At 50.8% G+C, this 15,308-nt stretch carries 16 protein-coding genes and 1 tRNA gene; 12 read left to right on the top strand and 5 right to left on the bottom strand.

What is annotated here, in order from left to right; all coding sequences use genetic code 11:
- The first annotated feature begins 218 nt into the window (after window positions 1-218).
- The 3 genes from ACE5LO_RS03160 (at window position 219) to ACE5LO_RS03170 (ending at window position 2,766) form a co-directional block, all read left to right on the top strand.
- Window positions 219-659, top strand: coding sequence for a cupin domain-containing protein (locus tag ACE5LO_RS03160; protein ID WP_375518620.1), 441 nt, complete (start codon window positions 219-221; stop codon window positions 657-659).
- Complete coding sequence (locus ACE5LO_RS03165) at window positions 656-1,990, top strand: amidohydrolase family protein (RefSeq protein WP_375518621.1); 1,335 nt, start codon at window positions 656-658, stop codon at window positions 1,988-1,990. The genes ACE5LO_RS03160 and ACE5LO_RS03165 overlap by 4 nt, the downstream gene beginning before the upstream one ends.
- A gap of 197 nt (window positions 1,991-2,187) precedes the next feature.
- The gene (locus tag ACE5LO_RS03170; protein ID WP_375518622.1) at window positions 2,188-2,766 is read left to right on the top strand and encodes a hypothetical protein; all 579 of its coding nucleotides are present in this window, start codon (window positions 2,188-2,190) and stop codon (window positions 2,764-2,766) included.
- A 400-nt stretch (window positions 2,767-3,166) separates the two neighbouring features.
- Here ACE5LO_RS03170 and ACE5LO_RS03175 read toward each other — a convergent pair.
- Window positions 3,167-3,239, bottom strand: a tRNA-Val gene (locus ACE5LO_RS03175).
- Between the two features lie 235 nt (window positions 3,240-3,474).
- Between ACE5LO_RS03175 and ACE5LO_RS03180 the strand changes: the two genes are divergently transcribed.
- A complete protein-coding gene (locus tag ACE5LO_RS03180) occupies window positions 3,475-3,918 on the top strand; it encodes a GNAT family N-acetyltransferase (protein ID WP_375518623.1) in 444 nt (147 codons plus the stop codon).
- A 137-nt stretch (window positions 3,919-4,055) separates the two neighbouring features.
- Here ACE5LO_RS03180 and ACE5LO_RS03185 read toward each other — a convergent pair whose 3' ends face one another.
- On the bottom strand, window positions 4,056-4,811 hold the full coding sequence (locus tag ACE5LO_RS03185) for an MBL fold metallo-hydrolase (RefSeq protein WP_375518624.1): 756 nt from the start codon (window positions 4,809-4,811) through the stop codon (window positions 4,056-4,058).
- Window positions 4,812-5,013: 202 nt separating this feature from the next.
- On the opposite strand from ACE5LO_RS03185, the gene ACE5LO_RS03190 reads away from it, so the two are divergent.
- Both ACE5LO_RS03190 and ACE5LO_RS03195 read left to right on the top strand, forming a co-directional pair.
- On the top strand, window positions 5,014-5,574 hold the full coding sequence (locus ACE5LO_RS03190; protein WP_375518625.1) for a copper amine oxidase: 561 nt from the start codon (window positions 5,014-5,016) through the stop codon (window positions 5,572-5,574).
- A gap of 92 nt (window positions 5,575-5,666) precedes the next feature.
- Window positions 5,667-5,984, top strand: coding sequence for a DUF1292 domain-containing protein (locus tag ACE5LO_RS03195; RefSeq protein WP_375518626.1), 318 nt, complete (start codon window positions 5,667-5,669; stop codon window positions 5,982-5,984).
- Between the two features lie 138 nt (window positions 5,985-6,122).
- Here the strand turns inward: ACE5LO_RS03195 and ACE5LO_RS03200 are convergent, their stop codons facing one another.
- Window positions 6,123-7,598 (bottom strand): aminotransferase class I/II-fold pyridoxal phosphate-dependent enzyme, encoded by a 1,476-nt coding sequence (locus ACE5LO_RS03200; RefSeq protein ID WP_375518627.1) that lies wholly within the window; start codon window positions 7,596-7,598, stop codon window positions 6,123-6,125.
- A 198-nt stretch (window positions 7,599-7,796) separates the two neighbouring features.
- Between ACE5LO_RS03200 and ACE5LO_RS03205 the strand changes: the two genes are divergently transcribed.
- A complete protein-coding gene (locus ACE5LO_RS03205; protein WP_375518628.1) occupies window positions 7,797-9,092 on the top strand; it encodes an MFS transporter in 1,296 nt (431 codons plus the stop codon).
- A 64-nt stretch (window positions 9,093-9,156) separates the two neighbouring features.
- Here ACE5LO_RS03205 and ACE5LO_RS03210 read toward each other — a convergent pair whose 3' ends face one another.
- Window positions 9,157-9,789 carry a YktB family protein gene (locus ACE5LO_RS03210; RefSeq protein ID WP_375518629.1) on the bottom strand — a complete coding sequence of 211 codons (633 nt, stop codon included), beginning with the start codon at window positions 9,787-9,789 and terminating at the stop codon, window positions 9,157-9,159.
- A gap of 243 nt (window positions 9,790-10,032) precedes the next feature.
- Here ACE5LO_RS03210 and ACE5LO_RS03215 point away from each other — a divergent pair, with 243 nt between their 5' ends.
- The 3 genes from ACE5LO_RS03215 to ACE5LO_RS03225 all read left to right on the top strand — a co-directional run bounded on the left by ACE5LO_RS03215 (window position 10,033) and on the right by ACE5LO_RS03225 (window position 12,888).
- On the top strand, window positions 10,033-10,632 hold the full coding sequence (locus tag ACE5LO_RS03215) for a YkzI domain-containing protein (RefSeq protein WP_375518630.1): 600 nt from the start codon (window positions 10,033-10,035) through the stop codon (window positions 10,630-10,632).
- Between the two features lie 147 nt (window positions 10,633-10,779).
- Complete coding sequence (gene gnd / locus ACE5LO_RS03220) at window positions 10,780-12,186, top strand: NADP-dependent phosphogluconate dehydrogenase (RefSeq protein ID WP_375518631.1); 1,407 nt, start codon at window positions 10,780-10,782, stop codon at window positions 12,184-12,186.
- 183 nt (window positions 12,187-12,369) lie between these two features.
- Window positions 12,370-12,888 (top strand): shikimate kinase, encoded by a 519-nt coding sequence (locus tag ACE5LO_RS03225; protein WP_375518632.1) that lies wholly within the window; start codon window positions 12,370-12,372, stop codon window positions 12,886-12,888.
- Between the two features lie 132 nt (window positions 12,889-13,020).
- Here ACE5LO_RS03225 and ACE5LO_RS03230 read toward each other — a convergent pair whose 3' ends face one another.
- Window positions 13,021-13,326 (bottom strand): rhodanese-like domain-containing protein, encoded by a 306-nt coding sequence (locus tag ACE5LO_RS03230; protein WP_375518633.1) that lies wholly within the window; start codon window positions 13,324-13,326, stop codon window positions 13,021-13,023.
- A 159-nt stretch (window positions 13,327-13,485) separates the two neighbouring features.
- On the opposite strand from ACE5LO_RS03230, the gene aroA reads away from it, so the two are divergent.
- Together aroA and ACE5LO_RS03240 are read left to right on the top strand one after the other, a co-directional pair.
- Window positions 13,486-14,778 (top strand): 3-phosphoshikimate 1-carboxyvinyltransferase, encoded by a 1,293-nt coding sequence (gene aroA / locus ACE5LO_RS03235; RefSeq protein ID WP_375518634.1) that lies wholly within the window; start codon window positions 13,486-13,488, stop codon window positions 14,776-14,778.
- A 35-nt stretch (window positions 14,779-14,813) separates the two neighbouring features.
- Window positions 14,814-15,245 (top strand): CoA-binding protein, encoded by a 432-nt coding sequence (locus tag ACE5LO_RS03240; protein ID WP_375518635.1) that lies wholly within the window; start codon window positions 14,814-14,816, stop codon window positions 15,243-15,245.
- The last annotated feature ends 63 nt before the right edge of the window (window positions 15,246-15,308 follow it).

Below are 15,308 nucleotides of genomic sequence, written 5' to 3' on the forward strand. Positions count from 1 at the left end.
TTCGGGTTTAAGCGCCTCATTTGATCTGTTATTTTCTTTAACGTACCTAAAGTATTTTCGGCCGCCGGGTCGCTGTTTTTTTGCACCTGATCCAACGGGATAATCGTGCAAAGCCCTCGGACAGCGAGTTCACAGCCTTGCCACGATCGGCTGGCGGCTCTGTGAATGCACGTCGATAGATATTTTTCTTAATAAATGAAAAGTGAGGTTGAAGGCATATGGTGAATATTCCGGGATTGGTAGCGGGTAACTTCGAGCATTGTCCTGTTCACAAAATTTCCGCCAAGGATACGAATAAATTCGTGCTGCTGTGCGACAGGGAGCAGGTGCCGTTTACGTCATTTGTGGAAATTTTCGAGGTGGGGGGCAGAACGCCATCCAATGAGCACCGGGAAGCGTATGAATATTTTTATGTGCTCAAAGGGAAAGGTCTGGCTAAAGTAGGAAGCGAATATGAGACGCCGATCCGTCAGGGCTCGTTCATCATCATCCCGCCGGGCAACCATCATGACATCATCAACACGGGCAGTACCCGCTTGTACTGTCTGACGACCATGGTGCCTGACGAAATGTTCTCGGATTTGATCAAGGCAGGCCCTGCCGCCGAGTTGGATGAGGAGGATCTGGCCGTGCTCAAGGAGCTGGCCATCGCGCAATGAGCGCAGCCGCCGGCCGCATGCATTTCATTAATGCACGCCTTCCGCTCAGGGAAGACAACCAATTGTATGAGCTGAAGGCGGAAGGTGGCAAATGGATCAGCATCCGGCAGCAGAGCGGTTTCCTCGATGCCGCAGCGGCCGGATTGATCCGGCCGCTGATTCCAGCGCTGGCCGGCACCGATCTGAAAAAGCTGGCGGAAGCGGAATGCATCGATTTGCAGGGTGGAATTATACTGCCTGGCCTGGTGGACTGCCATATGCATCTGGACAAAGCTTTTTCGCTTGAGCAGGTGTCCAACCTTTCGGGTACGCTGCAGGAAGCCATTCATAACTATAGCCAGGCAGTACCGGATTTCAGCAAAGAGCAGCTGGCCGGCCGCATGCTGGCGGCCGCCAGACTGGCATTGAGCAACGGAACGACAACGATAAGAAGCCATCTCGACTTTCCCGTGCATTTGGGCAAAGAGGTGGCCTTTCGGACGATTGCCGCGGCTTTGGAGGTACGGGAGAAGCTGAGCGGCAGCATGAACATCCAGTATTCGCTGATGGTTCCGTTCCGAGGCGACCAGAGGGTTGTCGATGAAGCTGTCGCAGAAGCGCTGCGCATGGGCATCGACGTATTGGGCGGCGCTCCCCATCTGGCTGATGATCCCGAAGGTGAGATCAGTCGCATTTTCCGGCTGGCTGAGCAATACGGGGTACCGGTTGATCTGCATGCCGATGAAAGCGATGATCCGGGAAAAAGGACTGTGTTGAGCATCGCGGAGCATACGATTCGTTACGGATATCAGGGCCGGGTGACGGCAGGCCATCTCTGTTCATTATCCGCGATGGATGAAAAGGATGCGCAGGTTGTGATCACAAAGATGAAAGATGCACGCCTGAATGCCGTAACGCTGCCTGCTGTTAACCTGTATTTGCAGGGAAGGGATGACCGTGGTCTGGTCCGGCGGGGAACAACACGAATCCGTGAGTTGCTTACTGTCGGCATTCCGCTGGCGGCCGCCTCCGATAACATTCAGGATCCGTTCCACCCGTTCGGCCGTGGAGATCTGACGCAGATCGCCCAAATTACATCGTATGCCGCCCATATGGGGGGCGAAGAGGATTTGGTACAGCTTCTGCGGATGATCACAGACGTACCTGCCGGCATTGTGGGCAGTGAAGGTTACGGGATTCAGGAAGGTAACGTCTGCAATTTTGTGGTCACAGATGCGGCGGATGTGACGCAGCTGCTATCGGGCACAAGCTTGAGTCGCTGGGTCTATTCCTGCGGAGGCTGGCAGTCGGGGCTGTATGCAGCGCGGGCGTATGCGATGGATAATCAGTGAACGGTTGAGAGTAATAGAGGGTGAAATAGCCGAACCAGGAAGGTATTCAGAAACGATACAAGATAAAAATAAAACGACAAGCCACGGGAATCGACCGAGGTTTGTTTGTCTAATTGAGAGTTTCTTTGAAAAATATGTATACTCTATTTCATTTTTATGGTAGATTATTCCCTGTAAAATAATAGGGAGATACCTTAATGAAAAATAAAAAAGTTATATTCTCAATATATGTTGTATCTGTTGCAGCCTGTATTATTGCAGGTTTCTTGATTGGTCCGCTTTTAACAGGTAATCATCCAGAAAGGGAACTTGGGTCGGTGGAAGTACCTAATAATCTTGAAGAAGCTCTTTATGGGGCAGATGTTGTAATAAAAGGGGTAGTAAGCAAAGTAGAGGAGCCAGAGAAGAGAAGTTCTGGAGTTGGTTTTGATTATGATGTAACTCCGGCAATCATTAGTGTGAGTGAAGTTGTATACGGGGAAGTACCGGAAGAGAAGGAGATTACGTTTTTGCAGCACGGAATTGAGAAAGATAACCCAGAAACTGACTTTGTCCATGAAGGTGAGCAGGTTTACCTTATCCTGGTAAAAACATCTGATGGAAAGTATTGGTCTTATAACTTTGATGACGGTGTCTGGAAAGTAAGAAACGGAAAAGTTGTATCTGAAACCACAAATAAGGTGCTCGAGCAATTAGATGGCACATCTCAAAATACATTTAAAGCTGAAATAAAAACAAGCGTAGAAGAAATTATGTCAAATAATGAGAGTAATTAATTTGCTCCTTTATTGAATTTTTTACTAGAATTTAGTTGCTAAATAATTCTTCGTGAAGAGGAATATAACAAATTTGTATCAAGGGAAATTGAATAAGGACAGTTTGCGGATTCAAAAAAATGAGAACTGGACCGAGCCAAGGGCTTATCTTTTTCGGTCCAGTTGTTTATTTTGTCTACTTTGCTCTTAAGCTCGAAATTGGATATGAATCTATGAGTCTGTCCGACAAAACATTTTGAAGAATATTTACCCATTACGACTGAATGAGCAGTTATAAGCAGCATCACTTTTGATTTATAGCCCCCTACAGGACCCCGAAATCGCCCCCAAAGACCTTTTGGCACTAAGCGACAACACCGGTAAAATAAGAAAACCCTTGCTATGCAAGGGCTCTCGGCTATGATCTGTAGTGGGCTCGAACCACTGACCCCCACCCTGTCAAGATGGTGCTCTCCCAGCTGAGCTAACAGATCAAATTAATTATCGCGGTAAGATTGATATTACCCGAAAGCTTCCCATGTGTCAACAGTCTATCTGAATAAATTTCATTTTTCCAAACAGATTAATGATAGATACAAGGCAATTCTGTCATTCACTTTCGCCGCTCTAACCATGAAACTACACCATTACCTTCCCAGCCGTTTTTGTATTATAATTCAGCTTACATGGTTCAATGCCATACATACATAGACAGTAGGAGGACAAATTATGGCGGCTGAGATTGTAACTGTAATGACCGAGGAGCAGCTCGAACAGGCGCTGGCCATTCGCACCGAAGTATTTGTTAAGGAGCAGAATGTACCGGTGGAGGAGGAAATTGACCAGCATGACCGCCTCACCGGGACGGCTCATCATTTTCTTATTCAGGACGAAGGAGAAATGGTTGCGACGGGAAGGGTAACCATTTATGACGACGAGACGGCTAAAATGCAGCGTATTGCAGTTCTGAAGAACTACCGCTCGAAAGGATACGGACGAGTGCTGTTGCTCGCCATGGAGGAGAGAGCACGGGAACTGGGGCTTCATTATTCGCTGCTGGACGCCCAGTGTCAGGCGGAGGTGTTCTACAAGAAGCTCGGCTATGAAACGATCTCCGAAGAGCCATTCGATGATGCGGGAATCCCGCATGTACGGATGCGTAAAAAGCTGTAATTGAAAGAAATTTCTGTCTAACCAGATCATACGAAAGTCGCAGAAAATGCCCGTTTCTGCGGCTTTCCCATCACCATCTCCCAACCATCACACTACCAGCAAATTACACAACAATCCCAATTACACTATCACCCTGACTATACTTCCAGCTCATGCTCCACATCATAAACGCGCTGCTGCTCAAGGATTTTCATCTCGCCCGTACGGCTCCGGAACGCCTCTATTTCATCGCTGTAATGCATAAGATGGATCATCCGCTGCAGCTCCGGCGGCAGGCTGAGCAGCTCGTCCAGGGTGGTATGTACTACTCCTTCGCCGAGCAGCTGCACCTCATGCAGAATCGCTCTGCAGCCGCGTTCCTGCACCAGCTTCGTCAGCATCCCCGGATCGAAGATCATATCCGCGCTGTAGAACAACCGCTCATTGATATACAGGGAGTAGCTGTCCTTGCCGGGAATATGCTTGGTAGAGATCAGCTCTGCCCGGATTCCGGGCACAAGGTCGATAGCCTCTCCCGGCACGAGCGGCCTGATTTCGAAGATGTCCTCCATCCGTTCAAACATCCCTTTTTGCAGCATCCCGCCTTTCAGGGTATTTTCCCAGAGCGGTTCGACGAGCGCCTCCGCCAAATACAGCACCGGCTTGCGCCCATGGATAAAATTCATGCGAAAGCCCATCTCTTCAAGCCCGCCTACATGATCGGCATGAATATGAGTGATAAGAATGGCATCCAGCTCTGTAATCGGCAGCCCCATCTGATGGAGAGCGAGTGGGGCGGTGATCCCGCAGTCGATCAACAGCTTCGCTTCGCCGCTATCCAGCAGCGCATTGTTGTTGTAATGCATCTTGGCAAAGGCGCTGCCTGTACCAAGCATCTGCAGCTTTAATGTCATCCGGGCGTCTCCTTCTCATTCTGTTAATCGATTTCCCGGGCAATCCGGGTATTCGGGACTACCTGTTATATTAACATGGTTACAGGTACAGGCAAAACCATCCATGACAAAAGTGGCAATTTTATGAGCGGAGCAGCGCAACTTGTAGAGTTTTGCAAAGTATAAATTTACAACAGAAGATGGATGGAGGGACATGAAGCACATGAAGTGGACAAAAGTTTTGGTTTTGGTTATGGCCTTTTCTACATTGGGAGGATCTGTCTTGTCCGCCGAAGCTAGTGGTCAGGAGCCAGTCAAATTAATCATAAACGGGCAGGAAGTCAAAGAGGGTGGATATGTGATCGACGGAACGACTTATGTGCCGATCCGGGATTTCAACGGTCTGGTAACTTACGACTCATCTACCGGCAAAGTCCAGTTTGAACAGCCTAACGTTCATATTTTCCTGTTCAAGGGAGATACTGTATTCGGGAATGTGAACAAGGGGAAACTGAAGTTTAACGTATTTTCCCAGATTGACAGCCTGACCACCGATATTGTAGCTGTCAAAATCGCGATTACGGACCCGGATGGCAACGTGAAGGATATTCAGTCCCAAGAGATTACGGGCAAACAGAAGGATAACTTCTGGTTCCGTACGAATGACTTTACGTATGATTTCCAGAAGGCAGGCAAATACAGAGTAGGTTTCTTCATTAAAGAGACGTCAGCCAGCAGCTTCAAGCTGATTTCCGAAAAGGTCATTACGGCACTGGATTCCTGAACAGCTGCGGAGAGTATGGTAAAATTGACCTTCCCACCGGATCATGATACGATACGGAAGAAAGAACAAACCAACTGAAGGTAGGTATATGAATGACTGATCACAAACATGAGCATGAGGGACATCATCACGACCATGACCATGATCATGACCACGAGCATGAGGAACTGATTCTTACCGTAACGGATGAGAACGGCAACGACGTGGAGGTTGTACTGGTGGAGACGTTTGATGTCGACGATCAGCTTTATGCTCTCTTGCTTGAGCGAGGAAACCCTGAAGCGGATGGCATCATTCTTCGTGTTGAGGAAGAGAACGAAGAGATGGTGTTTTATAATATTGAAGACGAAGCAGAATGGAAGCGTGTTGAAGAAGTGTTCAACGAACTGGTTCAGGAGTACAACGACTGATTCAGCACCAGGCCATACAGGCTGCAGGGGCCCCCGTGAAGGGGCCTCTTTTCATAAGCCGCCGCGTGCCCTGTGACAAAACTATCATTTAAATCAAAGAGCCAAGCCCGCAGGCTTGGCTCTTTGCAGATATAAGGATCAAAATATCGGATCGGCTTCGATGATGACTTTAACCTGATTAATATAACGGTCTTCCGGACCTTTAACGGGAAGGCCGACATCGACATGCTCTACAATATAGTCGATATTTTCCTGTGAAATCACTTCCCCTGGCAGCAGGATCGGAATGCCAGGCGGATACACATAAATAAATTCGGCAATAATGCGACCAGCAGATTCTTTAAAAGGAATAACCTCAGTATCCGCGTAAAACGCATCGCGCGGTATCAGGGACAGCTGTGGAATTTCAGGTATTTTCACGATCAGTTCATGGGCTTGCCCATCCTTGTAATATTGGGAGGACAGCTCTTTGAGCGCTTCCAGCAGCGTTTGCACGGATTCCTGTGTATCACCTGGAGTAATCAGGCAGAGAATGTTATACATATCACTAAGCTCGACTTCGATATTGTAACGCTCGCGCAGCCAGTTTTCCGTTTCGTATCCGGTGATGCCGAGATGGCGGACGTGGATGGTCACCTTGGTCGGATCGTAATCAAAAGTCGCTTCTCCGCCAAGAATGTCATCGCCGAAGGAGTACAAACCCGGGATGTTATTGATTTCACTGCGCGTGAACTGGGCCAGGTCGATCGCATGCTGCGCCATCTGGCGTCCGTTCAGGGCCAGGTTGCGCCGTGACGTATCGAGGGATGCGAGCAAAATATAAGACGTAGAAGTCGTTGTCAGCATACTGATGATCGTCTGCACACGCTGCGGACTCACATAACCGTTTTTCGTATTCAGATTCAGCACGGAGCTCTGCGTCATGGAGCCGCCCAGCTTGTGCACGCTCGTTGCCGCCATATCGGCTCCGGCCTGCATGGCGGACATCGGTAGATCAGGGTGAAAATGGATCAACACACCATGGGCCTCGTCCACGAGTACCGGCACATCAAAGCTGTGGGCAAGATCGACAATTTCCTTAAGGTTGGCACACACGCCGAAATAGGTCGGATTAATGACCAGGACACCCTTGGCATCCGGATGGCGTTCCAGGGCACGGCGGACGGAGCTTGTCGTAATGCCGTGATCAATGCCAAGATTTTCATCCCTGGCAGGAGAGACGAAGACAGGCTTTGCGCCTGAGAAAATAATCGCGGACATGATCGATTTATGAATATTGCGTGGCACAATAATTTTATCGCCAGGCGAGCAGACGGACAGGATCATCGTCATGATCGCACCGCTGGTGCCCTGCACGCTGAAGAGCGTATAATCCGCACCGAAAGCATCGGCCGCCAAAATCTGTGATTGCTCAATGACGCCGGTCGGCTGATGCAGATCATCCAGCGGCGCGATATTGATCAAATCTATGGAAAGGGCGTTATCCCCGATAAACTCGCGGAATTCCCGGTCGGTTCCCATTCCTTTTTTATGACCGGGGATGTGAAATTGTACCGGATTGCTGTCTGCGTGTTTTTTTAAAGCGCTAAACAGCGGTGTCTGGCGGTGATCCATCAGCTTTGTCACAACCTTTCTAAAATGAACGCGTGTCTGATGCTTGCTTGCGGCACGTCGTCTTGTTATTGTCTTTTTGTATCGTAATTTGGAGTGTTACGCGGTTTATAAACAAAATTGAGTATAGCAAAATGAAGCGGGAATGCAAGCAAATGATTGATGCAAATTTCCTAACAACTGAAGCAGGATGTGAAGAAGATGGAGAATATCAGTAAACACGCAGCGGGGCGGTTACTGTCGCCTTTGTTTATAGCTCTGTGGGTGCTCGTTTTTTTGGTGGAGTTTTTGAAAGGGTCGCTGCTCGTTTCCATACTGCCTGTATATATGGGTGACTCATTAGGCCTTTCCGCCGGAGTGATCGGCCTTGCCTTCTCGCTGCAGTATCTTGGCGATAACCTGTTCCGTGTGCCTGCAGGATGGCTGGCCGAGCGGCTGGGATACAGAGGAACAATGGCGGCGGCTCTCATTGTGACGATTGCGGCTGTGCTGATGATGAGCTTTTTTTCAAGCTCTTTCTGGCTTGTGCTGGCCTGTCTGCTGCTGGGAATCGGCACCTCTCCGCTATGGCCCTGTGCCATGACCGGAACAACGGAGATTTCGGGGCCGAACAACAGCAATGGTGCAGCGATGGGGACGCTTGAAATCGCTGTGCTCGGCGGAACGGGGCTTGGGCCTATCATTATGAATTTCGTCACGGCCAGCACAGGGCAAGAGTACAGTGTTGTGTTTATGGTATTGACCGGGTGTTCCATCCTGATGCTCCTGGTGGCTCTGCTGCTGCCTGGCCGGAAACCGGTGAAGGAAGCGGCCGTGCGCGGGAAAGCGGCGGACGGGGGGGGAGCGCCTTTGACGCTTGGCAGCAGGCTGCAGCAAATGGCGAACAACCTGAAAAGCACGCTGGATTTTATCAAAACCCATCTGAAGGTCAATCCGCTTCTTTATCCGGCGCTGTTTTTACAGTCCTTTGTTTTGGGGCTGCTCAGTCCGGTGCTCACCCTTTATGCGAGAACGGATCTGGGTATCTCACCCAATATGTATAGCGCGCTGTTGATTGCAGGTGGCGGCATAACCATACTTGCGCTTATTCCGCTGGGCAAACTGGTGGACCGGTTCGGGCCCCGGTATTTTCTGCATGTCGGTTTTGGCCTTGCCGGCCTTACCTTGTTTACCTTTGCGGGTATTTCCACGATCCCGATGATATTTCTGGCCGTCTGTGTAATCGGCTTTAGCTATGCGCTGATCCTTCCGGCGTGGAATACGTTCCTCGCGGGCTTGGTTCCGGGAAGCGAACGCGGTACGGTATGGGGTTTTTTCCTTACACTGCAGGGCTCGGGGCTGGTCGTCGGACCGATTGTCTCCGGCATGCTGTGGGACCATGTCGGGCATACGGCTCCGTTCATTACGAGCGGCGTTGTAATGCTGCTGCTGTTCATCTGCCATCTGCTGCTTGAGCGCCGTCCATACCGGGGGAAGAGCACGGCTCCTAACAGATAAAACAAAAGAAGCGTTCATTCCCATGGGGAAGAACGCTTCTTTTGCTGTGATATGTACGCCAGGATTATTCCGGGTGGCTTGCCATCTTGTACAGAGGCAGCAGCTGCTCGAAAGTGGACCGGACCAGCTTCAGCAGCCGTTCTCCGTCCTGTACACGCGGGTCATTCCGTTCAAGCCGCAGACCACATACCACCTCGGATTTTTTGACAGTGGTGAGCTTTTGGATCAGGGTCCGGAACTGCTCCTTTGTCATTTCGGCATGAGGAATGCCTTGCGGTGCCATATGATCCATGGACCAGTAATAATTGCCCGGCAAGTGATCGTGGATTTCCTGGAGCTGCTTGTCCAGCTGCCTGGCAAACACTTCCTTGTTCGGACTTTCATATATAATAGCGAACACAATGAAAAGGTGGGAAGCGAACATGCCTACCTCAAAATGAGGATACGCTTTATACCCCCGCTTGCTCGGTGCCCATGCGATCCAGGTGTCCTTAGGCGGGTTCACTGTCCGGCGCGCATGCTTGGCGACATGCGGGAACATCTCTTCACCGCACAGTTCTGTCACAAAAGGGGCCAATTGTTCCCCGATGGCTTCCAGCTTCGGCCGCACATCGCTTATCAGCACTTTCATTCTGGCCTCCAGGCCGGGCACTTCAAATACATCGAAATCCTGCTCGTTGAAACCGGTGAACGTCATTCCTTCTCCTCCTGTCTTGCTCGATCCCGATTATTTTTAACCGGAATTTCCCTGATTATAGCATACAGCCGGGGGCTTGGCCGTATCTTTAAAATGAGCCATGCCCGGGAGAGCAAATTTAGTCAAATAACCAAGTACCCTTACATATTATGAAGTATAAAATATAGTAAAGGGAAAGATCATACGGCGCAGCCGTTTCCTGCGCGCAGGCTTGATCCGGATCTCACAAAGGAGGGGAATGCCGTGAATAAGAGCTGCGAAGTGGAATATTGCAATTTGGAGCTCCGGTTTAGCCGCCGGCATATCCACAAGCTGATTAAAGACCTCATTCAGGAAGGCTACTCATTGTACTGGAATGAGGATGAAGAATGTCTTGTCTTGTCGGTTCGCACGGGGCGCAAGCTGGTAAAGCTCCGTTTTCAGCTGCTGCGCACCGGTCATTACAAATTAGCAGGGGATTATTTGATCAAAGATGAGAAGCTGGCGGAATGGCTGGAAAATCTCATCGGGATTACGCGTGGCCATGCCATCATCAAGCGTATCAAGGATCAGCACATCCTGGTGAAAAATATTTTGTTCGGCGAGGTGATCCGGCTTGTGGAAGTGAACGGGTTCAGGCAGCGAGTTCTGTTTCAGAAAGGGGTGCAGCTGTCGATCGAGAAGCTTGAGGAAATGCTTGCTTCAAAAGAAGGAGAGTTGCGGCTTCAACTGGCCAAGATGGAGGTGGATGACGAATTGGAAGAGTTGTGGTCCGCGATGCAGACCGGAAATAAAGAAAAGGCTGACATCTGCCGCAGCCGGCTGGGGGAATTGTCCAGACAGCTGCTGATGCTGGAGGGATGAACATCAGCTTACTGCACCTCATGCAAATGGGGTGTTTTGCTCTGCATGGCTCTGCATGGGAGCAGGGGTTCACTTCTTTGCGCAAAAACGGTAAAATATAGTTGTACGTGATTTCACAAAATAATGTTGCAAAGGATGAGGAACCAGATGGCAAAACAGCAAATTGGTGTTATTGGTCTGGCTGTAATGGGCAAAAACCTGGCCCTGAACATTGAGAGCAGAGGCTTCAGTGTCTCGGTATACAACCGTTCCCCCGAGAAAACGCATGATCTGTTAAAAGAAGCGGAAGGAAAGAACCTGACAGGAACCTTTTCCATTGAGGAGTTCGTAGCTTCCCTGGAATCGCCCCGCCAAATTTTGATCATGGTTCAGGCCGGCAAAGCGACGGATGCAACCATTGAACAGCTTATTCCTCATCTGGATGAAGGCGATATCATTATTGACGGTGGCAACGCCTATTTCCCTGATACACAGCGCCGCAGCAAAATGCTGGAGGAGAAAGGCCTCCGTTTCATCGGCACGGGTGTATCCGGCGGTGAAGAAGGAGCCCTGAAGGGGCCGGCCATTATGCCGGGCGGACAAGAAAGTGCTTATGAGCTGGTAAAACCGATTTTGACGGCCATTTCGGCGAAAGTAAACGGAGACCCATGCTGTACATATATCGGTCCTGACGGTGCAGGACATTACGTAAAAATGGTGCACAACGGCGTTGAGTATGGCGACATGCAGTTGATCTGCGAGGCATACCATTTGCTGAAATCCGTGCTGGATGTGAGTGCGGAAGAGCTGCACGAAATTTTCACGGAATGGAATAAAGGGGAGCTTGACAGCTACCTGATCGAAATTACGGCCGACATTTTCTCGAAATACGATGAAGCAACAGGCAAACCGATGGTGGATGTCATTCTGGATTCCGCCGGCCAAAAGGGTACTGGCAAATGGACAAGCCAAAGCGCCCTGGATCTGGGCGTGCCGTTGTCCATGATTACGGAATCGGTATTCTCCCGCTTCCTGTCTGCCATGAAGGAAGAGCGTGTCGCCGCCAGCAAGGTGCTCAGTGGCCCTCAGACAGCCACCTTCGAAGGTGATAAAAAAGAGTTTATAGAGAATGTGCGCAAAGCGCTGTTCGCCAGCAAAATTGTATCTTATGCCCAAGGCTTCGCCCAAATGCGTGCGGCTTCTGATGAGTACGGCTGGGATTTGAAATACGGCAATATCGCCATGATTTTCCGCGGCGGCTGCATTATCCGCTCCCAGTTTTTGCAAAACATCAAGGATGCCTACGACCGTGACGCTGGGCTGAAAAATCTGCTGCTTGATCCGTACTTCAAAAATATCGTGCAAACGTACCAGGACGCATGGCGCAAAGTGATTTCCGCCGCTGTTGCGCACGGTATTCCGGTGCCTGGCTTCTCCAGCGCGCTGGCTTATTATGACAGCTACCGCACAGAACGTCTCCCGGCGAACCTGCTACAGGCGCAGCGCGATTATTTCGGCGCCCATACATTCCAGCGTGTGGATAAGGAAGGCGTCTTCCACCATCAGTGGTTCTGAGATTATTGCATTGATCTAAAAACCCGATACGGCCTGGTAGACCAAGGCTGCATCGGGTTTTTATTTGCTCATATATCCTGGATTGTCTAAAGTTTCAGCCCTGTGTTATGATATTTGAAAGTTTATGATTATTGTATATTTTTATTTTATATAATTTATGGATAGATCAGAGGGGTGTCATACGTGAAAAATGCGGCTCAGAACCGGAACCTCATCCTGATCGGCATGATGGGAACGGGAAAGTCTACCGTCGGGACCCTTCTTGCCGCCAAGCTGGGGTACCTCATGGTGGATCTGGACGCGGAGCTGGAGCGCCGGGAAGGAAGAACCATACCCGATATCTTCGCTAATGAAGGCGAAGCCTACTTCAGAGATGCGGAGACCGCCGTACTGCACAAGGTGCTGGAAGACAGCGGGCAGGTCATTGCCACCGGCGGCGGTGCCGTGCTGCGAGAAGGAAACTGCCGGGCAATGCTTGATAACGGCTATGTTGTGGCCTTGTCGGCCCGGGCGGAAAGCATCGTGGAGCGGGTCAGCTCATCGGCAGACAGGCCGCTGCTGGCGGGCGATGTGGAAGGTCGGGTGCGGAAGATTATGGAGGAGCGCAAGGATGCCTATTCATTTGCCCACGTCACCATTGATACGACGGGTGTGGGAACGGGTGAAGTAGCGGAATTAATTTTAGCGCATTACCGCGTCTAAGCTTTTAAAGGCGAACCTATAACGTTCACCGTTGTCCCCGAGTTCGGGGACAACAGCGATAGGAGGAAATGGTTCAGTCCAAATCAACTGGCCTTTTTGGGACATCTCCTGGCGTTCGAATGCCGCCGCCGGTTATTCTTCCGCGTTCCACTGCAGCATACCGCCGGTCATATTGATGCAGTTGTCATAACCGTGCTGCTGCAGATATTCGCAGACCCGCTCGCTGCGGTAACCGCTGCGGCAGATGAAGATGACTTCCTGATCCGGGTCGATTTCTTCCAGTCTTGCCGGAATCTGATTCATGGGAATATGCCTGGCGCCCGGAATCATGCCGGCTGCCACTTCTTCATCCTCCCGGACGTCAATCAGATTCAGGTGCTCTCCCGCTTCAAGGCGCTGCCTGAGCTCGGAGGGTTCAATTTGAGGGATCGGATTCATATGAGAGACCTCTTTTCCTTGGATTTATCTTAAATGATTGTGCAATCGTATGATGATTAGCATAGCGCACTATAAACAGTGTAGACAAGCGGAAGCCGTGCTGTCAACGGATACAGACTGTGGCCATTGCGCCAAATCAGATCGAAGGAGCTTATTGATATGGATGTTATCGTAAAACCTGCATCTTCCCTGAAGGGACAATTCGGAGCCCTGTCCTCCAAAAACTATACCACCCGCTATTTGCTGGCTGCCGCGCTGGCTGATGGCACCAGCACGATTTATTATCCTGCTCATAGCGAAGACAGCGATGCGATGCGCCGTTGCATTAAAGATTTGGGCGCCGTGCTTGAAGAAGATGATGAGAAAATCGTTATCACAGGCTTCGGACGCCATCCGCGTCACGTGTCCGAACTAAATGTGGGCAACGCGGGGGCGGTGCTCCGTTTTCTCATGGGCATTGCGTCCTTTCTGCCTGATGTGACCTTTGTCAATACATATCCGGAATCGCTTGGGAAGCGGCCGCATGACGATCTGATTGACGCGCTTGGACAACTCGGTGTGGAAGTGGAACATCAGCAGGGCCGGCTTCCCATCCGGATCAGGGGCGGGCAGCCGAAGGGCGGAAAGATCCAGGTGTCCGGTTCGGTCAGCTCGCAATATTTGAGCGCTTTGCTGTTCCTGACCCCGCTGCTGGAGGAGGACAGCGAGATCGAAGTGCTGAATGACCTGAAGTCCAAGGTCGTCATCGGCCAGACGCTGGAGGTGCTGGAGCAGGCCGGAATTACGATCCAGGCGAGCGATGACTACATGTCATTCAAGGTGCCGGGCCGGCAGTCTTACCAGGCGCAGAGCTATACGGTGCAAGGTGATTACCCGGGAAGCGCCGCCATCCTTGCGGCGGCGGCCGTAACGCAGTCGGATGTGACGCTTGAACGGCTGATGGTAAACAGCAAGCAGGGAGAGCGGGCGATTGTGGATGTGCTGCAAATGATGGGTGTGCCCTTGACACATGAGCACGATACCGTGCACGTGCAGGGCAACGGCAAGCTGAAGGCGGTGGAGTTCGACGGCGATGCGGCAACAGATGCTGTATTGGCCATGGTAGCGGCGGCTGTTTTTGCCGAGGGAACCTCGCGTTTTTACAATGTGGAGAACCTGCGCTACAAGGAATGTGACCGCATCACGGATTACTTGGCCGAACTGGCGAAGGCAGGGGCGAAGGTGGAGGAGCGGCAAGCGGAGATTATCGTTCACGGCCGTCCGGAGGGTGTGGAAGGCGGAGTGGAGATCAACGCGCATTTCGACCACCGGGTCATTATGGCTTTGACAGTGGTCGGCCTGCGGGCGAAGCAGCCGCTTGTCATCCGTGATGCGCACCATGTGGCGAAGTCCTATCCGCAATATTTTGAGCATTTGACTGCGCTTGGTGCCAATGTGGAATGGGTAAAATAATATTGCGGCATAAGTGATGAAGGAGGGGATTTTCCATGGCATTTGAAAATCCGTCACGGGAGGAAATCAAGCGAATTTTGGAGCAGGTGGGCAATATCGCAGTGGTGGGTCTGTCGGATAAAACGGACCGTACCTCCTATATGATTGCAGGGGCCATGCAGAGCAAAGGCTACCGGATCATTCCGGTCAACCCGGCGGCAGCGGGCAAGAAGATCCTGGGTGAAACCTGTTATGCGTCATTGCAGGATGTACCCGAGCCAATCGATTTGGTCAACGTATTCCGCCGCAGCGAATACTGTGCGGATGTAGCCAGGGATGCGGCCGCGGTCAATGCCCGGACATTATGGCTGCAGCTTGGCATCGTGAGCGAGGAGGCTGCTGCCATCGCTAGCGAGCATGGGATGACCGTCATCATGGACCGCTGCATCAAGGTGGAGGAGGCCATAACCCGTCCGGTTCGATTATAATGTTATATTTTTTAAATCAAGAGGGGCCATGTGGCTCCTTTTTTCTTTCAGATTCTCTGTCTC

Source organism: Paenibacillus medicaginis (assembly GCF_042138635.1).
Classification (GTDB): Bacteria; Bacillota; Bacilli; order Paenibacillales; family Paenibacillaceae; genus Paenibacillus; species Paenibacillus medicaginis.

Excerpts from the sequence above, each read along its gene's own strand:
- ACE5LO_RS03160 (WP_375518620.1), top strand. The coding sequence starts at position 219 with ATGGTGAATATTCCGGGATTGGTAGCGGGTAACTTCGAGCATTGTCCT.
- ACE5LO_RS03165 (WP_375518621.1), top strand. The coding sequence starts at position 656 with ATGAGCGCAGCCGCCGGCCGCATGCATTTCATTAATGCACGCCTTCCG.
- ACE5LO_RS03170 (WP_375518622.1), top strand. The coding sequence starts at position 2,188 with ATGAAAAATAAAAAAGTTATATTCTCAATATATGTTGTATCTGTTGCA.
- ACE5LO_RS03180 (WP_375518623.1), top strand. The coding sequence starts at position 3,475 with ATGGCGGCTGAGATTGTAACTGTAATGACCGAGGAGCAGCTCGAACAG.
- ACE5LO_RS03185 (WP_375518624.1), bottom strand. The coding sequence starts at position 4,811 with ATGACATTAAAGCTGCAGATGCTTGGTACAGGCAGCGCCTTTGCCAAG.
- ACE5LO_RS03190 (WP_375518625.1), top strand. The coding sequence starts at position 5,014 with ATGAAGTGGACAAAAGTTTTGGTTTTGGTTATGGCCTTTTCTACATTG.
- ACE5LO_RS03195 (WP_375518626.1), top strand. The coding sequence starts at position 5,667 with ATGACTGATCACAAACATGAGCATGAGGGACATCATCACGACCATGAC.
- ACE5LO_RS03200 (WP_375518627.1), bottom strand. The coding sequence starts at position 7,598 with ATGGATCACCGCCAGACACCGCTGTTTAGCGCTTTAAAAAAACACGCA.
- ACE5LO_RS03205 (WP_375518628.1), top strand. The coding sequence starts at position 7,797 with ATGGAGAATATCAGTAAACACGCAGCGGGGCGGTTACTGTCGCCTTTG.
- ACE5LO_RS03210 (WP_375518629.1), bottom strand. The coding sequence starts at position 9,789 with ATGACGTTCACCGGTTTCAACGAGCAGGATTTCGATGTATTTGAAGTG.
- gnd (WP_375518631.1), top strand. The coding sequence starts at position 10,780 with ATGGCAAAACAGCAAATTGGTGTTATTGGTCTGGCTGTAATGGGCAAA.
- ACE5LO_RS03230 (WP_375518633.1), bottom strand. The coding sequence starts at position 13,326 with ATGAATCCGATCCCTCAAATTGAACCCTCCGAGCTCAGGCAGCGCCTT.
- aroA (WP_375518634.1), top strand. The coding sequence starts at position 13,486 with ATGGATGTTATCGTAAAACCTGCATCTTCCCTGAAGGGACAATTCGGA.
- ACE5LO_RS03240 (WP_375518635.1), top strand. The coding sequence starts at position 14,814 with ATGGCATTTGAAAATCCGTCACGGGAGGAAATCAAGCGAATTTTGGAG.